The 24,110-nt window shown below is 68.3% G+C and carries 20 protein-coding genes and 2 pseudogenes; 13 read left to right on the top strand and 9 right to left on the bottom strand.

Annotation, left to right across the window (positions count from 1 at the left end; all coding sequences use genetic code 11):
• From K5880_RS08485 to K5880_RS08470, 4 genes and pseudogenes are all read left to right on the top strand, one after another.
• Positions 1-158 (top strand): annotated as a pseudogene (locus K5880_RS08485) (methyl-accepting chemotaxis protein); the annotation flags it as partial.
• A 65-nt stretch (positions 159-223) separates the two neighbouring features.
• Positions 224-1,786, top strand: a complete 1,563-nt coding sequence (locus K5880_RS08480) for a methyl-accepting chemotaxis protein (RefSeq protein ID WP_297650716.1) — start codon at positions 224-226, stop codon at positions 1,784-1,786.
• A gap of 163 nt (positions 1,787-1,949) precedes the next feature.
• On the top strand, positions 1,950-3,446 hold the full coding sequence (locus tag K5880_RS08475) for a M20 family metallopeptidase (protein ID WP_297650715.1): 1,497 nt from the start codon (positions 1,950-1,952) through the stop codon (positions 3,444-3,446).
• A 10-nt stretch (positions 3,447-3,456) separates the two neighbouring features.
• On the top strand, positions 3,457-4,317 hold the full coding sequence (locus K5880_RS08470) for an alpha/beta hydrolase (protein WP_297650713.1): 861 nt from the start codon (positions 3,457-3,459) through the stop codon (positions 4,315-4,317).
• Positions 4,318-4,325: 8 nt separating this feature from the next.
• Here K5880_RS08470 and K5880_RS08465 read toward each other — a convergent pair whose 3' ends face one another.
• Both K5880_RS08465 and K5880_RS08460 read right to left on the bottom strand, forming a co-directional pair.
• Positions 4,326-4,925: a YidB family protein gene (locus tag K5880_RS08465; protein WP_297650711.1), complete on the bottom strand. Its 600-nt coding sequence runs from the start codon at positions 4,923-4,925 to the stop codon at positions 4,326-4,328.
• Complete coding sequence (locus K5880_RS08460) at positions 4,888-6,063, bottom strand: MFS transporter (protein ID WP_297650709.1); 1,176 nt, start codon at positions 6,061-6,063, stop codon at positions 4,888-4,890. The genes K5880_RS08465 and K5880_RS08460 overlap by 38 nt, the downstream gene beginning before the upstream one ends.
• Before the next feature lie 74 nt (positions 6,064-6,137).
• Between K5880_RS08460 and K5880_RS08455 the strand changes: the two genes are divergently transcribed.
• The gene (locus K5880_RS08455) at positions 6,138-6,854 is read left to right on the top strand and encodes an amino acid racemase (protein ID WP_297650707.1); all 717 of its coding nucleotides are present in this window, start codon (positions 6,138-6,140) and stop codon (positions 6,852-6,854) included.
• Between the two features lie 14 nt (positions 6,855-6,868).
• Positions 6,869-7,837, top strand: a complete 969-nt coding sequence (locus tag K5880_RS08450) for a PHB depolymerase family esterase (RefSeq protein ID WP_297650705.1) — start codon at positions 6,869-6,871, stop codon at positions 7,835-7,837.
• On the opposite strand, the gene K5880_RS08445 is transcribed toward K5880_RS08450, so the two are convergent.
• Together K5880_RS08445 and K5880_RS08440 are read right to left on the bottom strand one after the other, a co-directional pair.
• Entirely contained in the window at positions 7,803-8,543 is a 741-nt protein-coding gene (locus K5880_RS08445) for a 16S rRNA (uracil(1498)-N(3))-methyltransferase (protein WP_297650703.1), read from the bottom strand. The genes K5880_RS08450 and K5880_RS08445 overlap by 35 nt on opposite strands.
• A gap of 5 nt (positions 8,544-8,548) precedes the next feature.
• Entirely contained in the window at positions 8,549-9,640 is a 1,092-nt protein-coding gene (locus tag K5880_RS08440) for a phosphotransferase (RefSeq protein WP_297650701.1), read from the bottom strand.
• Between the two features lie 158 nt (positions 9,641-9,798).
• On the opposite strand from K5880_RS08440, the gene lptD reads away from it, so the two are divergent.
• From lptD to rsmA, 3 genes are read left to right on the top strand one after another with little or no spacing between them, the layout of a single operon-like run.
• Positions 9,799-12,273, top strand: a complete 2,475-nt coding sequence (gene lptD / locus K5880_RS08435) for an LPS assembly protein LptD (protein WP_297650699.1) — start codon at positions 9,799-9,801, stop codon at positions 12,271-12,273.
• Positions 12,266-13,651 (top strand): peptidylprolyl isomerase, encoded by a 1,386-nt coding sequence (locus K5880_RS08430; protein WP_297650697.1) that lies wholly within the window; start codon positions 12,266-12,268, stop codon positions 13,649-13,651. The genes lptD and K5880_RS08430 overlap by 8 nt, the downstream gene beginning before the upstream one ends.
• Positions 13,652-13,685: 34 nt before the next feature.
• Positions 13,686-14,456 (top strand): 16S rRNA (adenine(1518)-N(6)/adenine(1519)-N(6))-dimethyltransferase RsmA, encoded by a 771-nt coding sequence (gene rsmA, locus K5880_RS08425; RefSeq protein WP_297650695.1) that lies wholly within the window; start codon positions 13,686-13,688, stop codon positions 14,454-14,456.
• Between the two features lie 267 nt (positions 14,457-14,723).
• On the opposite strand, the pseudogene K5880_RS08420 reads toward rsmA, so the two are convergent.
• From K5880_RS08420 to bfr, 5 genes and pseudogenes are all read right to left on the bottom strand, one after another.
• Positions 14,724-15,119: pseudogene (locus tag K5880_RS08420) on the bottom strand (barstar family protein); the annotation flags it as partial.
• Positions 15,120-15,177: 58 nt separating this feature from the next.
• A complete protein-coding gene (locus K5880_RS08415; protein WP_297650691.1) occupies positions 15,178-15,609 on the bottom strand; it encodes a ribonuclease domain-containing protein in 432 nt (143 codons plus the stop codon).
• A 222-nt stretch (positions 15,610-15,831) separates the two neighbouring features.
• A complete protein-coding gene (locus tag K5880_RS08410) occupies positions 15,832-18,159 on the bottom strand; it encodes an NADP-dependent malic enzyme (RefSeq protein WP_297650689.1) in 2,328 nt (775 codons plus the stop codon).
• A gap of 242 nt (positions 18,160-18,401) precedes the next feature.
• Complete coding sequence (locus K5880_RS08405) at positions 18,402-18,626, bottom strand: (2Fe-2S)-binding protein (protein WP_297650687.1); 225 nt, start codon at positions 18,624-18,626, stop codon at positions 18,402-18,404.
• Positions 18,627-18,751: 125 nt separating this feature from the next.
• The gene (bfr, locus tag K5880_RS08400; RefSeq protein ID WP_297650685.1) at positions 18,752-19,228 is read right to left on the bottom strand and encodes a bacterioferritin; all 477 of its coding nucleotides are present in this window, start codon (positions 19,226-19,228) and stop codon (positions 18,752-18,754) included.
• A gap of 199 nt (positions 19,229-19,427) precedes the next feature.
• On the opposite strand from bfr, the gene K5880_RS08395 reads away from it, so the two are divergent.
• The 4 genes from K5880_RS08395 to K5880_RS08380 are packed head-to-tail and all read left to right on the top strand — an operon-like array spanning position 19,428 to position 24,104.
• Entirely contained in the window at positions 19,428-21,671 is a 2,244-nt protein-coding gene (locus K5880_RS08395) for a TonB-dependent hemoglobin/transferrin/lactoferrin family receptor (protein ID WP_297650683.1), read from the top strand.
• A gap of 19 nt (positions 21,672-21,690) precedes the next feature.
• Positions 21,691-22,020, top strand: a complete 330-nt coding sequence (locus K5880_RS08390; protein WP_297650681.1) for a hypothetical protein — start codon at positions 21,691-21,693, stop codon at positions 22,018-22,020.
• Between the two features lie 40 nt (positions 22,021-22,060).
• On the top strand, positions 22,061-23,146 hold the full coding sequence (locus tag K5880_RS08385) for a ChuX/HutX family heme-like substrate-binding protein (RefSeq protein ID WP_297650679.1): 1,086 nt from the start codon (positions 22,061-22,063) through the stop codon (positions 23,144-23,146).
• A gap of 31 nt (positions 23,147-23,177) precedes the next feature.
• Positions 23,178-24,104: an ABC transporter substrate-binding protein gene (locus tag K5880_RS08380; protein WP_297650677.1), complete on the top strand. Its 927-nt coding sequence runs from the start codon at positions 23,178-23,180 to the stop codon at positions 24,102-24,104.
• Positions 24,105-24,110: the final 6 nt, after the last annotated feature.

Below are 24,110 nucleotides of genomic sequence, written 5' to 3'. Positions count from 1 at the left end.
ACGTGGCTGTGACGCAGCTCGATCAGATGACGCAGCAGAACGCCGCGCTGGTCGAGGAGAGTGCGGCCGCCGCCGAAAGCCTCAAGGACCAGGCCCTGCGCCTCGATCAGGTCATCCGGATCTTCCGCGTGGGCCCGCAGCCCGCATCCGCCGCCTGAGGTCGTCCAAAGGCCGCCGCCGTCACCGATTCAAGAACCAGATACACATCAACAGAGAGACCGACATGCAAAACATGATGCGCCAGTTTTCCATCCGTACCCGCATGCTGGGCGCCATTGGCGTCGTGCTGATGCTGCTGACCCTGGTGGGCGGCGCCGGCTGGTGGGGCATCGAGCGCCTGCAGGCCTTGAACGAGACATTTGTCGAAGGCCCGTTCGAGGAGACGCTGACGCTGTCGCGCCTGCAGATGTCGCTGCGCGACATGGGTGGCGCCGAGAAGGACATGGTCATTGCCTACGAAAAGCCCGAGCAGGTGCTCAAGGCGAAGGCCGCCTGGCTCGCCGCGCGCGATGAGGCGCAGCGCCAGCTCGACCTGATGCTTGCCGGCGGCGAAGACCAGGACAACGCGCTGGTGCCGAGGATGAAGGAGCAGCTCGCGCAGTACGTGAGCGCGGTGGAGCCGGTGACCCGCCAGCTCGAAACCAGCGGCTACGACTCGGCCACCGTGGCCAACCGCATGCTCAACCGCGCGCATGCAAGCTACGACGAGCTGCTGCAGAGCCTCAGGCAGATGGAAGAGGCGTTGATGGCCGAGGCATCCAGCGCACGTCAGGCGGGGCTGGACGCCAGCCGCCAGACACTGGTGCTGTTCGGCCTGGCCGTGGCCATCGCGGCGCTGGTGGTGGTGCCAACCACCCTCTCCAACATGACCAGCATCTGCAACCCGCTGGACGAAGCCCGGCTCCTGGCCAGCGCGATTGCGCAGGGCGACCTCACGCGTCCGGTGCATGCCGTGGGCCGCGACGAAACCGCCACGCTCATGCGCGCACTGGGTGACATGCAGAATTCGCTCTCGCGCATCGTGGGCGAGGTGCGCAACTCCACCGACAGCATCGGCACCGCCAGCCAGCAGATCGCCAGTGGCAACCAGGACCTGAGCGCGCGCACGGAACAGGCTGCGAGCAACCTGCAGGAGACGGCGGCCAGCATGGAGCAGCTCACCAGCACGGTGCGCCAGAGCGCCGACGCGGCGCGCCAGGCGAACCAGCTGGCCTCGAGCGCGGCGGAGATCGCGGTGCGTGGTGGACAGGTGGTGGGCCAGGTGGTCACGACCATGGACGAGATCAACCACAGCAGCAAGAAGATCAGCGACATCATCGGCGTGATCGACGGCATTGCGTTCCAGACCAACATCCTGGCGCTGAACGCGGCGGTGGAAGCCGCGCGCGCTGGCGAGCAGGGCCGAGGCTTTGCGGTGGTGGCTGGCGAGGTGCGCAACCTGGCGCAGCGATCGGCGCAGGCGGCCAAGGAGATCAAGGGCCTGATTGGCGCGAGCGTGGACAAGGTGGAGACGGGATCGCGCCTGGTGGCCGATGCGGGGCAGACGATGAGCGAGATCGTGGGCTCGGTGCAGCGCGTGAGCGACATCATTGGCGAGATCACGGCGGCTGCGGGCGAGCAGAGCGACGGCATCGGGCAGGTGAACGTGGCTGTGACGCAGCTCGATCAGATGACGCAGCAGAACGCCGCGCTGGTCGAAGAGAGTGCGGCCGCCGCCGAAAGCCTCAAGGACCAGGCCTCGCGCCTGGCCGAGGCGGTGGGCTTCTTCCGCGTGTCCCACGCCTAAGAGGATCTGCACGAGGAGGTGCATGCCCCGCCCCGCGGATGCTCCGGGGCGTCCGGCAGGCGCACAAATGCCTGTGCGTGCCTATACTCTTCTCCGGGTTTGAACCCCCCGGGGCATGGTCTGCCGGGGAGCTTCAGGCTCCCCACTCCCGGAGATCGATGCCATGAACGCCCGCCTGCCTTCCAGCCTGCTTGACGCCTCGGCCCTGCAGTCCCATGTCGACGCATCCTGGTCGACCACCATCGTGCCCGAGTTGCAGCGCTACATCGAGGTGCCGGCCAAGTCGCCCGCCTTCGACCCCGACTGGGCAACCCACGGCCTGCTCGACCGCGTGCTGCACAGCGCGGCCGACTGGGTGCGGGCGCAGAACGTCGAGGGCCTGCAGCTGGAAGTGGTGCGTTTGAACGACGCCCAGGGCACGCCACGCACGCCCGTACTGTTCTTCGAGCTGCCCGCCAGTGCCGGCCGGGACGGAACCCCCGCCCCCGCGTCGGGCCAGACCGTGCTGATGTACGGACACCTGGACAAACAGCCCGAGTTCACCGGCTGGCGCAACGACCTCGGCCCCTGGATCCCCCGGATCGAAGACGGCAAGCTGTACGGCCGTGGCGGCGCCGACGACGGCTACGCGGTCTACGCCAGCATCGCGGCCATCCAGGCACTCAAGGCACAGGGCGTGGCGCACCCGCGCATCGTCGGCCTGATCGAGACCTGCGAGGAAAGTGGCTCGGGCGACCTGCTGCCCTACGTGGACGCGCTGCGCGCGCGCCTGGGCGATGTGGGCCTGGTGATCTGCCTGGACAGTGGCGCCGGCAACTACGACCAGCTCTGGCTCACCACCAGCCTGCGCGGCATGGCCAGCGGCGTGCTCAAGGTCGAGATTCTCACCGAAGGCATCCACTCGGGCGACGCGTCCGGCCTGGTGCCATCGAGCTTTCGCATCATGCGCCAGGTGCTGGACCGGCTCGAGGACAGCGCCACCGGCCGCCTGCTGCCGGCGAGCTTTCACTGCGAGGTGCCCGCAGAGCGGGTCGCGCAGGCCCGGGCCACGGCCGCGATCCTGGGTGAAGAGATCTACAAGCGTTTCCCGTGGGCGCACCACGACTGCGGCGGCAGCACGCTGTTTGCCCTGCCCACCACCACCGACCCCGTCGAGGCACTGCTCAACCGCACCTGGCGGCCCACGCTCAGCGTCACCGGGGCCGAGGGCTTTCCCGCGCTGCGCGATGCCGGCAACGTGCTGCGTCCCTACACCGCGTTCAAGCTCAGCCTGCGCCTGCCGCCGCTGGTGGATGCACCCGCCGCCGTGCAGGAACTCAAGGCCCTGCTGGAAGACAACGCGCCCTACCAGGCCCGGGTGACCTTCGAAGGCGAAGGTGCGGCCAGCGGCTGGAACGCACCGGTCACCACGCCGTGGTTCGAACAGGCGCTGCAGGACGCCTCGCAGGCGCACTTCGGCGCCGGCTGCGGCACCATCGGCCAGGGCGGCACGATTCCCCTGATGAACATGCTCAGCAAAGGTTTCCCGACCGCGCAGATGATGGTCTGCGGCGTGCTCGGGCCCAGGAGCAATGCGCACGGCCCGAACGAATTCCTGCACCTGGACTACGCCAGGCGCCTGACCGCCACCGTGGCCCAGGTGATGGCCCGCATGCCCTGAGCGACCTGCCATGTCGTCCGACACCACCCAGGCCCCCTTCACGCTGCGCGATGGCCTGAACCTGGCGCTGTTCGACTGGCCACTGCCGATGCGCTGGCGCCCGCGCGCCGTGGTGCTCATCGTGCACGGCCTGGGCGAGCACGCCTGGCGCTACGACCACGTGGCGCAGCGGCTCAACGAATGGGGCTTCTGCGTGCGCGCCTACGACCAGCGCGGCCACGGTGAATCAGGGGGGGCGCGCGGCGTGCTGCCCGAGGAAGACACCCTGCTGGACGATCTGGCCGAGGTGCTGGAAGACACGCGCAGCCACATTGCCGAGCCCTGGGCCTGCCCGCTGATCCTCATGGGCCACAGCATGGGTGGCCTGATCGCGGCCACCTTCGTGCAGCGCAACATGGCGCCGGTCGATGGCCTGGTGCTGTCCTCGCCGGCGCTGGACGCCGGCATTGGTGCGTTGCAGAAGAAGCTGATCGACCTGCTCTACCGGTTCGCGCCCAATTTCGCGACGTCCAACCGCCTCGACGCGAGCCGGATTTCGCACAACCCCGCGGTTGTGGAGGCCTACCGCAAGGACCCGCTGGTGCATGACCGCATCAGCGCACGGCTGGCGCGGTTCATTGACAGCAACGGCCCGCGCGTGATTTCGGCGGCACCGCGCTGGCGCGTGCCCACGCTGCTCATGTACGCCGGGGCCGACAGCCTGGTGCAACCGGCGGGCAGCCGCGCCTTTGCCGCGGCGGCGCCTCGCGACAAGGTGCACAGCCACGCCTTCGAGGGGCTGTATCACGAGATCTTCAACGAGGCCGATCCGTCGGCCGTGTTCGGCACGCTCAAGGCCTGGCTGGAAGTGCAGGCGCCGGCCCCGGCTTAGCGCTTCATTCAGCGCCGGGGTTGCAGCAGCCCACCCAGCATGCCCATGAGGTCGGCCGCATTGCCACCTCCAGCCTGACCGCCACCCAGCAGGGCACCCAGACCGCCCATGCCACCCAGTTCGTTGTCGGTGGGCAATTGACCCTTGGGGCTCAACTGGTCGATCAGGCCAGGCAGCAGGTCGGCCAGCGTGCCCGACGCCTGCTCCCGGCTGCCGCCAAGCTGCGCGGCGATCGTGCCCATCAAATCCGGGCCGAGCGCGCTGCCGAGCTGATCGCCCGAGATCGGCTGGTTGGCGCCGGTGCCGATCCACGACTGCACCGCATCACCAAGACCGCCCGACTGGAGCCGGGCCAGCAGGCCTTGCAGGCCGCCCGAGCTGGCGAGCACGGAGCCCACCAGCGCGATCAGCATTTGCGGGTCCAGGCCACCGGGCAGGCCGGCGCCGGAGGCCGACGGTGCCTGCTGGCCCTGTGGCGAGCCCAGAGATGCGTTGGCAGCAGCGCCGATGAGTGAATCCAGCAGTCCCATGGTGTGTCCCTCTTGCGCTGGCCCGGAATGGGCATGCGGTTCAGGCCGGATTGTGGGCCTGGCGGCGCACCCCCGCAAGCCAGAGCAGAGCCAGTCCGGTGAGCGCCACCGGCACCAATGAGCCGATATTGAGCCACTGCCAGCCTTGCGTGGTGACCAGCGCGCCCGAGGCGAACGAGGTCAGCGCCATGGTGGCGAAGACGAAGAAGTTGATCGCCGCCTGGGCACGGTCCTTTTCCTCCGGCCGGTAGGCCTGCAGTGAGAGCGCGGTGCTGCCGGTGAACAGGAAATTCCAGCCCACACCGAGCAGGAACAGCGCGATCAGGAACTGGTGCAGGTCCACACCCGAGAGCGCCACCGCAATGCACACGATGTTGAGCACCACGCCCGTGCCCATGATGGTCAGCACACCGAAGCGTTTGATGAGGTGGCCGGTGATGAAACCCGGCGCGAACATGCCGATCACGTGCCACTCCAGCACCAGCGCCGCGTCCTCGAACGGAAAGCCGCAGACCTGCATGGCCAGCGGCGTGGCCGCCATCAGCAGATTCATCACGCCGTAGCCCAGCGCCGCGCCCGCGGTGGAGACGATGAAGACCGGCTGGCGCATGATCACGCCCAGCGGGCGGCCCCGGTCGGCGTGTGCCGCGCGCGGTGGCACCGGCGGGAAGCGCATGAAAACCATGACGAGCATGGACAGCAGCGCCACCACGGCCAGCGCCACGTAGGCGCCGGCGAAGGGCACGCCCATCCAGTCCTTGGTGCGCGTGGCCAGGTTGGGGCCGAGCACGGCGCCCACCAGCCCGCCCGCGAGCACCAGCGACACGGCCTTCTCGCGGAATGCCGGGGCGCTGAGCTCGGCCGCCGCGAAGCGGTAGAGCTGGCCGTTGGCGCTGTAGTAGCCCGCGATCACCGTGGCGGCCACCAGCAGCCAGAAGTTGCGGTCCATCACGGCCCACGCGCACAGCAGCGCCGAGCCCAGCGCCACCAGCAGGCCGATCTGGAACGAGGCCTGGCGCCCGAGCGCGCTCTGGGTGCGCGCCACCAGCGGTGTGGACAGCGCGCCGCCGACCACGTAGCCCATCACCGGCAGCGTGGCCATCCAGCCCGCGGGCGCCAGCGACAGGCCCACCAGGCCGTTGATCGCAATGAAGACCACGTTGTTGGTGAGAAACAGGCCTTGCGCGGCGGCCAGCAGCCAGAGGTTCTTGTTCATAAGTCGTCGTTTATACAAGGCCCGGGGCCAACGCGGGGCGGTGGGGCGGTCCTTTCCTGCGCGACACTTGCGCCATGACACTGCACATCGGCATCGTCGCCTGCTCGGCCGAAGGCGCCGCGCTCTGCTACCGCACGGTGTGCGCCGAGGGCGAGGCCGTGCTGGGCGCGCACGCCCACCCCGAGGTCTCGCTGCATTCGCTCTCGCTGGCCGACTACGTGGACTGCCTGAGTCGGGGTGACCTGCACGGCGTGGCGGAGTTGATGCTGAGGTCCGCCCACAAGCTTGCGGCCGCGGGGGCCGATTTCCTGATCTGCCCCGACAACACCATCCACCGGGCGTTCCACCTGGTCGAACCGCGCTCGCCGCTGCCCTGGCTGCACATCGGTGCCGTGGTGGCCGAAGCCGCGGCGGGGCGCGGTTTCCGGCGCCTGGGCATCACCGGCACGCGCTGGCTGGTGGACAGCGAGGTGTATCCCGCGCAGCTCGCGGTGCGGGGCCTGCAGGCGGTGCGCCCCGACCGGCCGGACCGCGACGTGATCGACCGCGTCATCATGGACGAGCTGGTGCGCGGGGTGTTCACCCCCGAGGGCGTGGCCCGTTTCCAGGCGGTCTTCGGGCGGCTGCGCGACGCCGGCTGTGACGCGGTCGTGATGGGCTGCACCGAAATCCCGCTGATCATGAACGACGCCAATTCGCCCCTGCCCACCCTGGACTCCACGCGCCTGCTGGCGCGCGCGGCGCTCGCGCGGGCTGTGAGCCCGGGGCAGGCTGGCGCAAGCCCGGGCTGAAGAGGAGAGCCGGCATGAAGAACACATTCAGGAACGGGGCCCGGGCGCTGCTGGCCCTTCTGGCCGCGGGCGCCCTGGGCGTCCCGATCAGGGGTGCCGCGCAGGTCGAAGGTCCGGGCCTGCAGCCGGGCGAACACCGCTTGGCCCTGCAGCACGGCGGGCTCACCCGCGAGTACCTGGTGCAGGTGCCGCCGCAATACCGCGCCGGGACAGCCTGGCCGCTCGTGCTGTCCTTTCACGGCGGGGGCGGCAACATGGAAATCCAGGCCAATGACCGCTACTACGGCCTGGTGTCGCATGCGCGGGAGGCCGGCTACGTGATCGTGTTTCCCAACGGCTTCAGCCGCCTGCGCTCGGGCAAGCTCGCGACCTGGAACGCGGGTCTGTGCTGCGGCCAGGCGCGCGAGCGCAACGTGGACGACGTGGGTTTCGTCCGCGCGGTGGTGGCCGACGTGCGGCGGCGCCTGGACATCGACCCCCGGCGCATCTACGCGCAGGGCATGAGCAATGGCGGCATGCTGTCGTACCGCCTGGCCTGCGAGATGGCCGACACCTTCGCCGCCATCGCGGCCGTGGCCGGCACCGACGGATCGCCGGCCTGCTCGCCATCGCGGCCGGTTCCGGTGCTGCACATCCATGCGCGCGACGACGACCGCGTGCTGTTCAACGGGGGGTCGGGCAGTGCCTCGGCAACTCACGCGGACTTCGTCTCGGTGCCCGAGACGGTGGCGAAGTGGTCGCGGCTCAACGGCTGCCTTGCGCAGCCGCGCCGCGTGCTGGAAGTGCCCGGGGCCTGGTGCGAGACCCGCGCGCCCTGCCGCGAGGGCAGCGAGGTCCAGCTCTGCGTGACCGAGACCGGTGGGCACGCATGGCCTGGTGGTCGCAAGGTGCTCGGTGGCCAGGCGGGCTCAGACGCCATCGCCGCCAACGACGTGATCTGGCGTTTCTTCAGCCGTCACCCACGGCCCGCGCCAGCGCGGTGAGCGCGGCGGTTTCGGCGCGCAGCACACGCGGCCCCAGCGTCACGGGCACGAAGCCGGCCGCGCGCGCGAGGGTGTCCTCCGCCGGGCTGAGGCCGCCTTCGGGACCGCTGAGGAACAGCAGCGGCGCATCGGCCCTGGCGGCGGCGAGCACCGCGCCCAGGGGCCGTGTGCCTTCTGCCAGTGAGAGCAGGCAGCGCTGCACGGGTTGCGCTGCGTCTCTGGCGGGCAATGTCTTGAGCCAGGTGGCCAGGTCGCCCACGGCGTGCACGAGGGGCACGCGGTTGCCACCGCACTGCTCGCAGGCCGCGACGGCCACCGACTGCCAGTGCGTCTGCTTCTTCGTGGCACGCTCGCCCGCCAGGCGCAGCACGCTGTGCGCGCTGTGCAGCGGTTGCAGGCTGGCCGCGCCCAGTTCGGCGGCTTTCTCCACCAGCCAGTCCATGCGCTCGTTGGCGGGCATGCCCAGGGCCAGGTGCACCGCACGCGCCGGCTCGCGCTCGACCGCGCGGTGCGCGCCGACGGTCACGTCCACCTCGCTGCGGCCCATGCGCGTGATGACCGCGTCCCACTCGCCGCCCTCGCCATTGAACAGGGTGAGGGGCTGCCCGGGCTGCAGGCGCAGCACCTGCACGTGGCGCGCGGTGGCGGCCGGCAGCGCGAGGGGCTGGCCTTCGCGCAGCGGGGCCGGGCAATGGAAGCGTGGCATGGGGCTCAGACGCGCCCGAAGGCGTAGCCCGATGCGGCCTGCAGGCCCTCGATCTCGTCGAGCATCTTCAGGAAAGGGCCGAGCGCGCGGTAGCGGTGCGCGGTGTGGCGGATGTAGCCGATGAAGCGCGGCGCATCGGCCAGGTACTTCGGCTTGCCGTCGCGCAGCGTGAGGCGGGCGAAGATGCCGGCGACCTTGAGGTGGCGCTGCAGGCCCATCCACTCGACGCCCCGGTAGAAGGCGCCGAAGTCGCTGTGCCAGTCCTCGAAGTCCATCAGACCGGCGGCGCGCGCCTTTTCCCAGTAACGGACGGTGATGTCAATGACGAAGTCTTCCTCCCAGCTCAGGAAGGCGTCGCGCATGAGGCTGGCCACGTCGTAGGTGATCGGGCCGTGCACTGCGTCCTGGAAATCGAGCACGCCGAGCTGCTGCGCCGGAGTATCGCCGGGTTGCAGCGGCAACATGAGGTTGCGCGGCATGAAGTCCCGGTGCACATACACCTGCGGGGCAGCGAGGTTGTGCGCCACGATGGTGTCGAAGGTTTTCTGCAGGGTCTGCGCCTGCGCATCGCTCAGCGTGAGAGCCTTGTGCTGCCCCAGGTACCAGTCGGGGAACAACTGCAGCTCGCGGCGCAGCAGCGCCTCGTTGTAGGGCGGCAGCGCGCCGGGTTTCGAGGCCAGCTGCCAGGCCAGCAGGGCGTCCAGCGCCTGCATGTAGCGCGCATGGTTGGCCTGCGGATTCGATGCGTCGATACCGTCGAGCAGGGTCTGGTGGCCCAGGTCGCTCAGCAGCATGAAGCCCTGTGGCTCGTCCCAGGCCAGCACCTCGGGCACCAGCAGGCCGGCCGCGCGCATGAGCCCGGCCACGTGCACGAAGGGCTGGCAGTTCTCGTGCGCGGGCGGCGCATCCATCACGATCAGGCTGCCGCCGATTTGCGTGTCCACGCGCAGGTAGCGGCGAAAGCTGGCATCGGCGGAGGCCGGGCGCAGCGTCTGCGGCAGCAGATCCAGGCGCGCGGCCAGGGGCGCCAACCATGCGTGAAAGGCAGCTTCGCGCAGGGGTTCGGCCCAGGCGACGGCGGGGTGGGGCAGGGTCATGCGGGTGGTTGGGTGGGCGGGGTGGCCGGGCGGTGCCCGGGACAGTCGGGCCGTGGATAATCGCCAGAGATTCTACAAACCCCCTGCAGGGCGGCGGCCGGCTCTCATGCCCGCTCATCGAGCCCATCCTGGCAAACCGGCCACCGAAGTCCATCCCCTTGAACCGTCGCAACGATCCGCCGTCCACCTACCGCATGCGCGGCGTGTTCGCTCCCGCGCTGTTCGCGGCACGGCCCGTGGCGCGCGCGGTGCATGGCCTGCTGGCCCTGATCGCACTGGGGGCGCTGGCCACGCCCGGTGGGGTGTATGCGCAGTCAGGTGATGGTGACGAGCGGCCCTCCCCCGCCGTCAACCTCAAGGCCAGTGACCTGCTGCAGGAGAAGCTGCCCGAAGAGGCCCTGGATCGGGCGCCGACCTTCGTCTCAGGTGAGCGCATCGAAGGCCAGACGGACGGCGTGACCACGATCGAAGGCGATGCCGAGCTGCGCCGGCACGACACCGTCATCCGCGCCGACCGGCTGGAATTCGACCAGCGCAGCCGCGAGGCCAGGGCGCAGGGCCATGTGCTGATCAACCGGGCCGGCGACCGCTTCGAGGGTCCGGAACTGCAACTCAACGTGGACACTTTCGAAGGCCATTTCGAGCAGCCGGAGTTCACGCTGCTCAACAACGAGGGCAAGGGCGATGCGAGCCGGATCGACTTTCTCGGCGAGGACAAGGCGGTGGCGCACGACGCACGCTACTCGACCTGCCCGCGCACGCCCGGCGCCGACTGGATGCCGGACTGGCTGGTGCGGGCCACGCGCATCGAGTTCGACAACGTTGCCGAAACCGGCGCGGCCACCGGCGGGGTGCTGGAATTCAAGGGTGTTCCGATCCTGGGCTGGCCCTATTTCACCTTTCCGCTGACCGACACGCGCAAGTCCGGCCTCTTGCCGCCGACGATCAACATCGACAACATCAACGGGCTCGAGCTCACGCTGCCCTACTACCTGAACATCGCACCCAACCTGGACGCGACGCTCTACCCCACGCTGATGAGCAAGCGCGGCGTGGACCTGGGCGCCGAGGTGCGGTATCTGCAGCCCACCTACGCCGGCCAGGTGCGTGGCGCCTTCATGCCTTCGGACCCCTTGCGCGACAGTGACCGCTGGGGTTATTCGTGGCAACACGACCAGAACCTGAGTGGCACGCGTCTGGCTCCGGGGGGTTCGACCGGCCTGCGAATCAATGTCAACCGCGTCAGTGACGACGACTACTGGCGCGACTTTCCGCGCGCCACGGCATCGCTGACCACCCGTCTGCTGGCCGGTGATGCGGTGCTGTCGTGGAACCGGGGGCCCTGGTCGGTGAGTGCCGGAGCCTACAGCTGGCAGACCCTTCAGGACGTCGATGCGCCCATCGTGCCGCCCTACGACCGTCTGCCATCGGTTGCGGTGCGCTACAGCCGTGGCGACGCACGCCTGGCGGGCCTGAACGACTGGAACTGGTCGCTCACGGGGGAATACACGCGCTTCGAGTCCGATCCACTGCTCACGAGGCAGACCAACGGTTCGCGTTCGCTGGCCATCGCCGATCTCAGCCGGCGCTGGGAGACGCCGGGCTGGTTCATCAAGCCGCGAGCGCAACTGCACGCCACCCAGTACCACTTCGACGACCCGCTGGCCAACGGCGCGCGCAGCGCCTCGCGCGTGCTGCCCACGGTCAGCCTGGACGGTGGCATGGTCTTCGAGCGCGACGCGCGCTACTTCGGACGCGGTTTCGTGCAGACGCTGGAGCCGCGCGCGTTCTTCACCTGGACGCCCTACCGCGACCAGAGCCTGCTGCCGAACTACGACTCCGCCGCCAACGACTTCAACTTCGCCACCATCTTCTCGGAGAACGTCTTTGGCGGCAACGACCGCATCTCCGACACGCGCGCCGTCACGGTGGGCGCCAGTTCTCGCCTGCTGGACCCGACGTCGGGCGCCGAGATCGTGCGCGTGGGCCTGGCGCAGCGCTACCTGATCCGCAACCAGAACGTCTTCCTGCCCAATGCCAGTGGCCTGCCCGGCGGGGATCCGGTGGAAGAACGCCTGAGCGACGTCCTGCTCGCCACGCGGGTGCAGTGGAGCCCAAGCTGGATGGTCGACACCAACTTCCAGTACAGCCCGGGCAGCCGCGAATCGGTGCGTACCACACTGGCCGCGCGCTATACCCCCAGCCGCTACCGCGTGCTGAGCGCTGCCTACCGTCTGCAGCGCGGCGTCAGCGAGCAGTACGAACTGGGCTGGCAGTGGCCGCTCAACGGTCTGTGGGAAACCCCCGCACGCACCAGCGTGCCCGGGCGCGGACTCGGCGCCGGGCAGTGGTACAGCGTGGGCCGCATCAACTACAGCGTGCCCGACAAGAAGGTGGTCGATCTGGTCGCGGGCTTTGAATACGATGCGGGTTGCTGGATCGGGCGCGTTGTGCTCGAACGCCTGCAGCGCAGTGCCTTGTCGGCCAACCAGCGTATCCTGTTCCAGCTGGAGTTCAGCGGCTTCTCCCGCCTCGGCTCCAATCCCTTGAAGACGCTCAAGGACAACGTGCCTCGCTACCAGTACCTGCGCGAAGAGATCAACCCGCCCAGCCGCTTCCAACAATATGACTGACCGCCTCACCGCCCCCCTGCACCTGTCCACCTGGCTGCTTTGCATGCCCTTGTTCTGGGCCTGCGCCGTGCAGGCGCAGGGCCTGCGCGCCACCGGCCAGCTCAGCCTGCCGCGCACCGCCACTGCGGCGCCGGCGCCCGCGCAGGCCACGGCGGATTACATCGTCGCCCTGGTCAATTCCGAGCCTGTGACCAACAACGAAGTGCGCCAGCGCCTGCTGCGCGTGGAGCAGCAGCTGGCCCAGCGCGGAGGGGCCATGCCCGCGCGCGATGTGCTCGCGCGCGAGGTGCTCGAGCAGATCATCAACGAGCGCGCGCAGCTGCAGCAGGCCACCGAACTCGGCATCACGGTGGACGAAGCTGCCGTGACGCAGGCCGAGCTGGCGATCGCCGCGCAGAATCAGCTCAGCCCTGAAGCCCTGCGCCAACGCATTGCTGCCGAGGGCATGGACATCAATCAGCTGCGCAACGAGCTGCGCAACCAGATCCTGCTGCAGCGCGTGCGCGAGCGCCAGGTCGATGCGCGGGTGCGGGTGACTGACGCCGACGTCGACGACTTCATCCGCGAGCAGCAGGGCAGCAACGACCTGGCCAGCCTGGAGCTCAATCTGGCGCACGTGCTGGTTGCGGTGCCCGAAGGTGCCAGTGAGCAGCGTGTCCAGGAGCTGCAGGCCCGCGCGCAGGGTGCGGCCGACCGGGCGCGCGCCGGCACGGACTTCGCCGCCCTGGCGCGCGAGCTCTCCGATGCACCCGAGGGTGCCAGCGGTGGTCAGTTCGGCATGCGGGCGGCCAATCGGTTGCCCACGCTGTTCGTGGACGCGACACGCTCGCTCAACGTCGGGGCCGTGGCCGGCCCCCTGCGCAGCCCGGCCGGGTTCCATGTGCTCAAGGTGATCGAGAAGCGCCAGGCCGGCCTGCCGGACGCTGTGATCACGCAGACCCGGACGCGCCACATCCTGCTGCGCACCACGGCCCAGCTCAGCGAAGCCGACGCAGTGGCGCGCCTGGCGGGCTACCGCCAGCAGGTAGCCAGTGGTCAGGCGACGTTCGAGGCGCTGGCGCGCGAGCACAGCCAGGACGGATCGGCCAGCCAGGGCGGCGATCTCGGCTGGGCCAACCCCGGCCAGTTCGTGCCCGAGTTCGAGGAGGCGATGAACAAGCTGCAGCCGGGCGAGATGTCCGCGCCGCTGGTGTCGCGATTTGGCGTGCACCTCATTCGCGTCGAAGAGCGCCGCCAGACCCAGCTGTCACGGCGCGAGCAGCGCGACATGGTGCGGGCCATGGTGCGCGAAGAGAAGGTGGAAGAAGCCCTGCGCATCTGGGCGCAGGACGTTCGCGGGCGGGCCTTCGTCGAATACCGCGAGGCACCGCAGCCTTGATGCCGTGCAGGGTCCGGGCAAGGACTGACGGCGCATGAAACACGTCGCCCGCAAGCGTTTTGGTCAGCACTTCCTGACCGACCAGGTCATCATCGACGCCATCGTGGACACCATCGCCCCCGCCGCCGGCGACGCGATGGTGGAGATTGGCCCGGGCCTGGCGGCTCTGACCCAGCCTCTCGTGGCGCGCCTGGGCGAGCTCACGGTGATCGAACTCGATCGCGATCTCGCGGCGCGCCTGCGTGGCCATGGCCAGCTTGTGGTGATCGAGTCCGACGTGCTCAAGGTGGATTTCACGGCGCTGGCCGCGCGCCCCGGCCTGGAGGGCAGGCCGCTGCGCGTGGTCGGCAACCTGCCTTACAACATTTCAACGCCCATCCTTTTCCACTTGCTGGACTACGTGGATGCGGTGCGGGACCAGCACTTCATGCTGCAGAAGGAGGTGATCGACCGCATGGTGGCGCGGCCGGCCACGGCCGACTATGGCCGCCTGAGCGTGATGCTGCAGTGGCGCTACGCGATGGAGAACGTGCTGTTCGTGCCGCCCGAGAGCTTCGACCCGCCACCGCGGGTGGACAGCGCCATCGTGCGCATGCTGCCATTGGCCGATCCGCCGGTGATCGACCGGGCGCGTTTTGGCGCGATGGTGCAGGTCGCTTTCAGCCAGCGCCGCAAGATCCTGCGCAACACGCTCGGGCGCTGGCTGGACGAGCAGGGCTACAGCGGTTCATTCGATCTTCAACGCCGGGCCGAGGAAGTGCCGGTGAGCGAATACGTCGCCCTGGCGCAAGCGACCCAGGCATGAATGAAAAAGCCCCGAAAGGTGTCGGGGCTCATCCAGTGGCACCGAGGAGCCGGCTCCGCCGGTCCTCTGGTGCCGCCCCCCGGAGGGGGGTGACGCGCCGCAGGCGCGGCGCGGGGGGCGTCAGGCGGCTGCCAGCCAGTAGCCCGCGTTGAACGGGCTGCTCATGCGCAGCGCCATCGGGCTCACGTCCAGGATCTTGTCCGTGGGCATGGGCTCGTCGCTCTGCACCTCGATCGGCTCCTCGCCCTTGGGCGCGCGCGCGACCGAGAACGAGTAGAAGCAGCGGAACGGGATCTTGCGATCCGACCAGTAGTCGGCGGCGTCGCGGAAGATGTCGAGCAACTGCTCGCGTGCTTCCTTGTCGAACTTGGCGTGCGCGGGGATGTGCTCCAGCACCACGATGAAGCCGGTCTGCGGCCCCGACTTGTGGACCATGTCGGTCATGCAGTCGTAGAGCGCATCGAAGTTCTTGCCGAAGTGCGAGGGCAGGGTGTATTGGGCGGCGATCAACTCCAGCACGTCCTGCTTGCTCTGGGCCTTGGCCAGGTTGGCGTACAGGAAATGGTGCCCAAGGTGCTCGGCCGCGGCCTGCAGGTCTTTCACGCCATGGGCGCGAATCGACTGAACGATATTGGGGCGTACGTTACGAAGTGGCGTGTCCATCTCCGCGTCTCTTTCTAAGTAAGGTCTAAGTTGAAAATCTGCTCACACCACCCAAGGCTCACTGCAGGATCAGCCTGAAGCTGCTGTAGTGGTCTTCGGTGTAATAACACGCTTCAGGGGCCCGGGGCCGAAGCCCGCCGCACACGATCCGCCGGGCACCCCGGTGGCTCAGGCCCGGGGTGGGCACCGTGTATTCCCGGTAGTACCCCCGCTTTTCACCTGGCAACAGGCGTTCGCGATTGCCGAACACCGAACCGTCCTTCTCGTAGCGGAACGGTCCACCCTGTCGAATCCGGTCCATCACTTCCTGGCCTTGCAAGGGCAGACCCGAAACCACCACCGTCGCGGTGTTCGATCCGCCCGGCTTCGCATCGGGTGCGCGGGCCTGCACCGCAAGGGTGCCCAGCGTCGCCGCCAAGGCGACCGCAATGCCCCAAGTGGCCACGCGGTGCATGCTCCCCGAACGAACCCGGATCTGTTTCAGATCCATGAAATCCCTTGCTGCTGATGACGTCAACCCATGACCAATGGGGCACAAAGAGCACACAAAAGCATGCATTTTGCTGCGCCTCTGGGGGCGGGTTAACCCTGAAATCCAAGCGCGCTAGTGTGCCTGAGGTAGGGGGAAATTGCAAGCGCCTGCTGAAATATTCAGCAAAGTCCGGGTGCGCAAAATGTGTATAAAAGTTAGCGCTTGCTTTTTTGCAAAACGTCAGCGTGAAACGTTTGCATCGGCCACGGTCAAGGCGGTCATGTTGACGATGCGGCGCACCGTGGCGCTGGCGGTGAGGATGTGCACCGGCTTGTCCGCGCCCAGCAGCACCGGCCCGACGGCGATGTTGCCGCCGGCGGCGGTCTTGAGCAGGTTGTAGGCGATGTTGGCGGCGTCGATGTTGGGCAGCACCAGCAGGTTGGCCGGACCCTTGAGGGTCGAATTCGGCATCAGGCGCTGGCGCGCGTCGGCGTCCAGTGCCACATCGCCGTGCATCTCGCCGTCGACCTCCAGCCACGGCGCCTGTTCGCGCAACAGAGCCAGCGTGCGGCGCATTTTCACGGCGCTGGGCTCGTCGCTGGAGCCGAAGTTGGAGTGCGACAGCAGGGCGGCCTTGGGCTGCAGGCCAAAGCGCAGCATTTCCTCGGCCGCCATCACCGTGATTTCGCTCAGTTCCTCGGGGCTCGGGTCGTGGTTGACGTGGGTGTCGACCAGGAACACCTGGCGCCCCGGCAGCATCAGGCCGTTCATGCAGGCGTAGATGCGCACGTCCTGCGCGGTGCTGGGGCTGCCGCCCTCGCGCTTGCCGATCACCTGGTCGATGTACTTCAGGTGGTGCTGGGTCGTGCCCCAGGTGCCGCAGATGAGGCCGTCGACCTCGCCCTTGTGCAGCAGCATCGAGCCGATCAGCGTGAGCCGGCGGCGCATCTCGATCTTGGCCAGCTGCTGGGTCACACCCTTGCGTTCGGTCATGCGGTGGTAGGTCTGCCAGAAGTCGCGGTAGCGGTCGTCCTGCTCGACGTTGACCACGTCATAGTCGAGCTCCTCGCGCAGGCGCAGGCCGAACTTCTCGATGCGCTGCGCGATCACTGCGGGCCGCCCGATCAGGGTCGGGCGCGCCAGGCCCTCGTCGACCACGATCTGGCAGGCACGCAGCACGCGCTCTTCCTCGCCCTCGGCATAGGCCACGCGCTTGCGCGCCGCCGTCTTGGCCGCCGAGAAGATCGGCTTCATGATGGTGCCCGAGGCGAACACGAAGCTCTGCAGCCTCTCGCGGTAGGCCGCCATGTCGGGGATCGGGCGCAGGGCCACGCCGCTGTCTGCCGCGGCCTGCGCCACCGCCGGCGCGATCTTCATCATCAGGCGCGGGTCGAACGGCTTGGGAATGAGGTACTCGCGGCCAAAAGCCAGTTGCTCCCCAGCGTAGGCCGCGGCGACGACTTCGCTCTGCTCGGCCTGCGCCAGCTCGGCGATCGCGTGCACCGCGGCGATCTCCATCTCGTCGGTGATGGTGGTCGCGCCGCAGTCGAGCGCGCCGCGGAAGATGTAGGGGAAGCACAGGACGTTGTTGACCTGGTTCGGGTAGTCGGTGCGGCCGGTGGCCATGATCACGTCGCCGCGCACCGCGTGCGCATCCTCGGGCGCGATCTCCGGGTTCGGGTTGGCCAGCGCGAAGATCACCGGATTGGGGGCCATCGACGCCACCATTGCGGGCTTGAGCACGCCGCCGGCCGAGAGACCGAGGAACACGTCGGCGCCCTCCATCACCTCGGCCAGCTTGCGCTTGTCGGTCTTCTGCATGTACTGGCGCTTGTCGTCGTCCATGAGCTCCTCGCGGCCCTCGTAGACCACGCCGGCCAGGTCGGTGACGAACACGTTCTCGCGCTTGAGGCCGACCTTGAGCAGCAGGTTCAGGCAGGCCAGCGCCGCCGCGCCCGCGCCCGAGGTGACCAGCCTGACCTGGCCGATGTCCTTGCCCGCGACCTTCAGGCCATTGAGCATGGCTGCCGCCACGGTGATGGCCGTGCCGTGCTGGTCGTCATGGAAGACGGGGATCTTCATGCGCTTGCGCAGCTCGCGCTCCACGTAGAAGCAGTCCGGTGCCTTGATGTCTTCGAGGTTGATCGCGCCGAAGGTCGGCTCCAGGGCGGCGATCACCTCGACCAGCCGGGCCGGGTCCTTCTCGTCGATCTCGATGTCGAACACGTCGACGCCGGCGAACTTCTTGAACAGCACGCCCTTGCCTTCCATCACCGGCTTGGCCGCGAGCGGGCCGATGTCACCCAGGCCGAGCACGGCGGTGCCGTTGGTGATGACGCCGACCAGGTTGCCGCGCGCGGTGTACCTGAAGGCATTGACCGGATCGGCCACGATTTCTTCGCATGGGGCTGCCACGCCGGGCGAGTACGCCAGCGCCAGGTCGCGCTGGTTGGTGAGCTGCTTGGTGGCCGCGATGGCCACCTTGCCGGGGGTGGGGAATTCGTGGTACTCGAGCGCGGCGCGGCGCAGTTCGGCACGCTTGTTCTCGTGGCTGTTTTCCATGCTCATGCTCGTGTCTCCGGCGGGTGTTATCTTGCTATGCGGAAAGGAATTGCGCATTCTAAATCGCGAGGCGGGAAAACCCTAGTGCGTAGAAGCGCGTAAAGCGGTGCGGTGCCTGTGACTTTTTGAGATGGAATCGGCCCGTTTCAGGGGCACGAACGCCCATTCGCCGCAGTATGCGGCAGCGCGGCCGCGCTGGGCGAGCCAGGCAGGGAAAGTCAGGGGGGAATGGGCCTGCCGGGCGGGCGTCAGGCGGCCGCAGCCTGCGCCGGCAGCGTGGCCGGGTGCAGCTGCAGATGCACCACCGACTGGTGCGGCGTGCACTCCGACCACAGCGAGCGTGCGCAGGACTCGCACTGACCGCATTGCGTGGCCACGCCCAGCTCAAGCTGGATGTCGTCGAACGCCATGCCCGACCGCGCACAACGTGCGATGGTCTGGTCACTGACGCGGTGGCAAACGCAAACGATCATGGGGTGGCGGGCAGCGGGTGCTGGGTAGGGGAAGAGTTCGCAAATGATAATTGATCGTATTCAATAGTCCAAAAAAGGCCCCGCTCATGGCGGGGCTTTGTGGCAAACGGGGTACAGGCTGCCGTTCAGCTGGGCGAGCCCATCTGGCTCTGCAGGTAGTTCTGCAAGCCGACCTTGCCCAGCAGCTCGATCTGGGTTTCCAGGAAGTCGATGTGTTCCTCGGTGTCGTCCAGGATCCCCTGCAGCAGGTCGCGCGAGACATAGTCGCGCACCGACTCGCAGTGTGCGATGCCGTCCTTGATGGTCTTCTGCGCGCCGGTCTCCAGCGCCAGGTCGCTCTTGAGAATCTCCGGCACGTCCTCGCCGATGTGCAGCTTGCCCAGGTCCTGCAGGTTGGGCAGGCCGTCGAGCATGAAGATGCGGTCCATGAGCTTGTCGGCGTGCTTCATCTCGCCAATGGACTCTTCGTATTCCTTGCCGGCGAGCTTGTCCAGGCCCCAGTGCTTGAGCATGCGGTAGTGGACGAAGTACTGGTTGATGGCGGTCAGCTCGTTCTTGAGCTGGGCTTGCAGGTGGCTGATGGCCTTGGCGTCGCCTTTCATCGGGGCACTCCTTTCACATTTTTCGTTGACAGGCGCGCATTGTGCGCGTTGCGCGCTATCAATTCCGTCTTGAGAATCGGTACATCTTGCAAATAGGAATCATTCTCATATAATCGGCTTTTCGCCAGCCAGCATCCGGGCGCCCTGCCCGAGGTCGTGACGCCAGCCCGTTCTCCAACCCTTTGGACCAGGTGCTGCCTTGACCTCTTCGCGCTTCCCCATCCCTCCCGTTTTCCGTTCCTTCCCGCAGCTCAATCCGCTGTGTCTGGCCTGCCTGGCCCTGGTGGCGGGCACCGGCCATGCGCAGACCGCTGCGCCCACCAGCCAGGCCGCCACACCCACGATGCGCGAAGTCGTCATCAGTGGCGCGCGCAGTGAACGTGCGCTGGACGAGGTGCCTGCTGCCATCGACGTGCTCGATGGTGAAGACCTCGATCCAGCGCGCGTACAGGACATCCGCGACCTGGTGCGCGAACTGCCCAATGTGAGCGTGAAGCGGGCGCCCGTTCGCTTTGGCGGCGTGACTGGCAACGTGGGGCGCGATGGCAACGCCGGCTTCAACATCCGGGGCCTGGAGGGCAACCGTGTGCTGCTGACCATCGACGGCATCCGCGTGCCGCGAGAGCTCAGCAGTGGCGTGTTCGGTCCTGCCGCCTTCGGGCGCGACTATTACGACCTGGGGCTGATCTCGCGCGTGGAGATCCTGCGCGGAGCGAACTCGGCTCTGTACGGCTCCGATGGCCTGGCCGGCATGGTGGCCATGTTCACCACCGAGCCGAAGGACCTGCTCAAGCCCGGCCAGACGCTGGGCGGGCGCATCGGGTTGCGTTACGACAGCGAGGACGGCAGCCGCCGCATCGGCGCGACGCTCGCCGGCGTGGCCAGCGACACCTTGCAGTGGCTGGGCAGTGTGCAGATCGGCCGCAGCCGGGAGCTGGACAACCAGGGGCGCAACCTTGCGCTCAACAGCAACCGCACCGCGCCCAACCCGCAGAAGGACGAACAGACCTCGGTGATGGGCAAGCTGGTGTTCACCCCCGGTGGCGGCCAGCGCCACGTTTTCACCGCCGAACACGTCGACAAGCGCAGCGAGGTCGAGGCTTACAGCGGCCGGGCACCGGTGGTGGCGGCGCCGACCCATGTTGGCGATCTCGATGGGACCTCGGACATGGTGCGCAGCCGCGCGAGCTGGGACGGCCGCTTCCCCGTCACCTCACTCTGGGCCGACGAACTGCGCGCCATGGTGGGCTACCAGGCCTCGGAGTCGCAGGAGGTGACGCACGAATTCCGGCCGTTGCAGCCGGCCGCAACGCAGAACCGCGCGCGCGACGTGACCTACAACGAGCGCATCCTGCAGGCGGTGTTGCAGGCCGAGAAGCTGCGTCCGCTGGGCGGCAACTGGTCGCAGAAGCTGGTCTATGGCGTCGACGTCTCGCGTGCAAGCCTGGACAACCTGGTCACCGGCGTGAACGGCCCCTCGTACGAAACCTATCCGCTGCAGCGCTTTCCGGAAACCATCGAGACCACGTCGGCGCTGTTCGTGCAGAGCGAATTCGCCAGCGACCGCTGGAGCCTGATCCCCGCGCTGCGCTACGACCGCGTGGCGCTGGACGCGCGCAGCAGTCCGCTGTACCCGTTGCAGCCGGCCTCGCTGTCCAACGGCGCGCTCACGCCCAAGCTCGGCGCGATCTGGCGCGGCGGCGCGGACTGGAGTGTGTTCGGCAACCTGGCTGCGGGCTTCAAGTCGCCCAGCCCGCTGCAGCTGAACAACTATTTCCAGAATCCGTTCGGCAACTACGAAGCCATTCCCAACCCGAACCTGCGTCCGGAGAAGAGCCGCACGCTGGAGCTGGGCACACGCGGTGCATCGGGCGTGTTCGATTGGGAGGCCGTGGCCTTCACCGGTCGCTACAAGGACTTCATCGAAGACCTGGTGCCGGTGCAGACCGCGCCGATCATGCAGTTCCAGTCGGTCAACCGGCAGTCGGTCACCCTCAGCGGCTTCGAGCTCAAGGGCTCGGCCCGGGTGTCGGCCCGCACCACACTGCGCGCTGCCTACGGGCAGACCCGTGGCACGGACACGGCGCGCAAGCTGCCGCTGAACTCGGTCAATCCCGCGAAGCTGGTGCTGGGCATCGATCACCGCCTGGGCGACTGGAGCGTGGGCGCCTCGCTCACCCACAGCGCGAAGAAGTCCTCCAGCGACATCGACACCACCGGCGCGGCCAACCAGTTCGCCACGCCTTCGTACACCACGCTGGACCTGCGTGCGAACTGGCAGGTCAGCCGCTCCACCCGCCTGAGCGCCGCGATCCACAACCTGACCGACCGCAAGTACTGGGAGTGGACCAACGTGCGCGGCATCGCGGCGAATGACCCCGTGCTGGACGCCTACACCGCCCCGGGGCGCAGCCTGTCGGTGGCGCTGGTCACCGATTTCTAGCCACCTCACAGGAGCCACCATGCCTTCAGCCGATCACCACACGGAGACCGCCGACGAGGAGTACACGATGCCCGGCGTGGAGGCGCTGCTGGCCGGCACGCTGGCGCTCATGACCGGTTACGCGCAAAGCGCCCGCGATTGCCCGAACCGCCCACTGATGGCGCGCAAGCTGGTGTGCAACCTGTTCCACCTCTCGGTGCACCCGCAGCTCTCGCCGCCCATGCGGACCATGGTGGGCAATCTGCGAACGCGCTGGCAGATCGAGGTGGAGAACGCCGCCGACGCCGCGGCCGCCGAGGACGTCCGCGCCACAGCCCTGTGGCACCCCGTACCCACCAGTGTGCAGTGATGCACTGCCATCCACCCATGTCCACCCGCAGGAGAACACCATGAACGTCCACGACATCCGAAACGCTTTCCAGACCGCTCGCGCCAGTGGTCTGCGGGCCAGGGAAGCCGCCGAAGCCATCGGCCTGAGCGAGGGCGCCGCCGTTGCCGCCCATGTCGGCGCGCACGAAGCACCGTTGCAGGCCACGGTGCTGCGGCCCGACTGGCTTGCCTTGCTGCAGGCACTCGAGGCCTGCGGCCCGCTCATGGCGCTCACGCGCAACGAAACCACGGTGCACGAGAAGACCGGCGTCTACCAGAAGGTCTCGGCCAGCGGGCCGGTGGGACTGGCGCTGGGCGAGCAGATCGACCTGCGCCTGTTCTTCAGCCAGTGGCACGCGGGATTCGCGGTGGCGCAGGCGCTCAAGTCGCAGCCCGGCATGGCCCCGCCCAGCCTGCAGTTCTACGACCGGCATGGCGTGGCGGTGCACAAGATCTTCGTGCGCGAGCAGACCGACCTGGCCGCCTGGCAGCGCGTGATCGAAGGGCACAGCGACGACCGGCGCGAGATCGCGTTCGAGCCACGCGCCGAGGCCAGCGCACCCACGCCACAACCCCTGGTGGACGCGACGGCCTTCTCCGCCGCCTGGGGCGCGATGACCGACACCCACCAGTTCTTTCCCCTGCTCAAGCAGTTCGGTCTGGAGCGCCAGCAGGGTTTTCGCCTGGTCGAAGGGCGCTACACGCACCGCGTGGAAAAGGCCGCCGTGCGCGAACTGCTGATGGAAGCGGCCTTCGACGGCACGCCCATCATGGTGTTCGTGGGCAGCCCGGGCTGCATCCAGATCCACACCGGCCCGGTGCAACGCGTCGAGCCCATGGAGATGCAGGGCAAGACCTGGCTCAACGTGCTGGACTCCGGCTTCAACCTGCACCTGCGCGAAGACCTGATCCAGGACGTGTGGGTGGTGGAAAAGCCCACCGCCGACGGCACCGTGACCTCGGTCGAAGCCTTCGATGCACGCGGAGAACTCATGGCCATGTTCTTCGGCGCGCGCAAGCCCGGCCAGGTCGAACTGCTCGCCTGGCGCGACATCGTGGCGCATCTGCAGGCCGCGGCGCAGCCGCACGCACCGGTGGCTGCATGAGCCACCCATCCTGGACACAGCTCCAACACCCATGAAATCACCGTTGCAATCATTCCCAATCCTGGGCACCTCGCGCAGAAGCGCGCTGCAGCAACTCTCGGCGGTCGCACTGACCGGTTCGGTTGCGTCCACCGCTGGCTGGCCGTTGTGGTCGGTGGCGGCGGCGCCTTCGGCCCCGCGTCTCGTCACCGTCGGCGGCGGCATCACCGAGGTGGTGTACGCGCTGGGCGCGCAGGACCAGCTGGTGGGCACGGACACCACCAGCCTGTACCCGCCGGCGGCGCTGGCCACGCCCAAGGTCGGCTACATGCGCCAGCTTTCGGCCGAGGGCCTGCTGGCCTTGCGCCCCGACGCGGTGATCGCCGGCAGCGACGCCGGCCCGCCGGTGGTGATCGACCAGTTGCGCAGCGCCGGCGTGCGCGTGGAACTGGTGGCCGCCGACCACAGCTGGGACGAGGTGCGCCGCAAGGTGGCGGCCGTGGGCCGCGCCGCGGGGCGCGAGGCCGCCGCGCGCGAATTGCAGGCCAGGCTCGACACACGCTGGCAAGCCGCGACGGCGCGTGTGCAGACCACCAAGGGCCCGGGCCCGAAGATCCTGTTCGTGCTTTCGCACAGCGGCAGCCCCATGGTGTCGGGCGAAAACACCGCGGCCGATGCGCTGATCCGCTTCATCGGTGCGCGCAACGCGCTGGGCGGATTCCAGGGCTACCGCCCCATGACCGCCGAGGCCATGGCGCAGGCCGCGCCCGACGTGATCCTGACCACCACGCAAGGCATCGAGGCCATTGGCGGCGAGGCCGCGTTCTGGCGCCGCCCCGAACTGGCGCTCACCCCGGCCTACCAGCGCCGGGGCACGCCGGGCGCCCTGGTGCACCTGGACGCGCTGGAACTGCTGGGCTTCGGCCCGCGCCTGCCCGACGTGGTCGAGCGCCTGCACGAACAGCTGGTGCGCGCATGAACGCGG

Source organism: Hydrogenophaga sp. (assembly GCF_025699295.1).
Classification (GTDB): Bacteria; Pseudomonadota; Gammaproteobacteria; order Burkholderiales; family Burkholderiaceae_C; genus Hydrogenophaga.
This window is presented reverse-complemented; position numbering and strand designations above follow the sequence as displayed.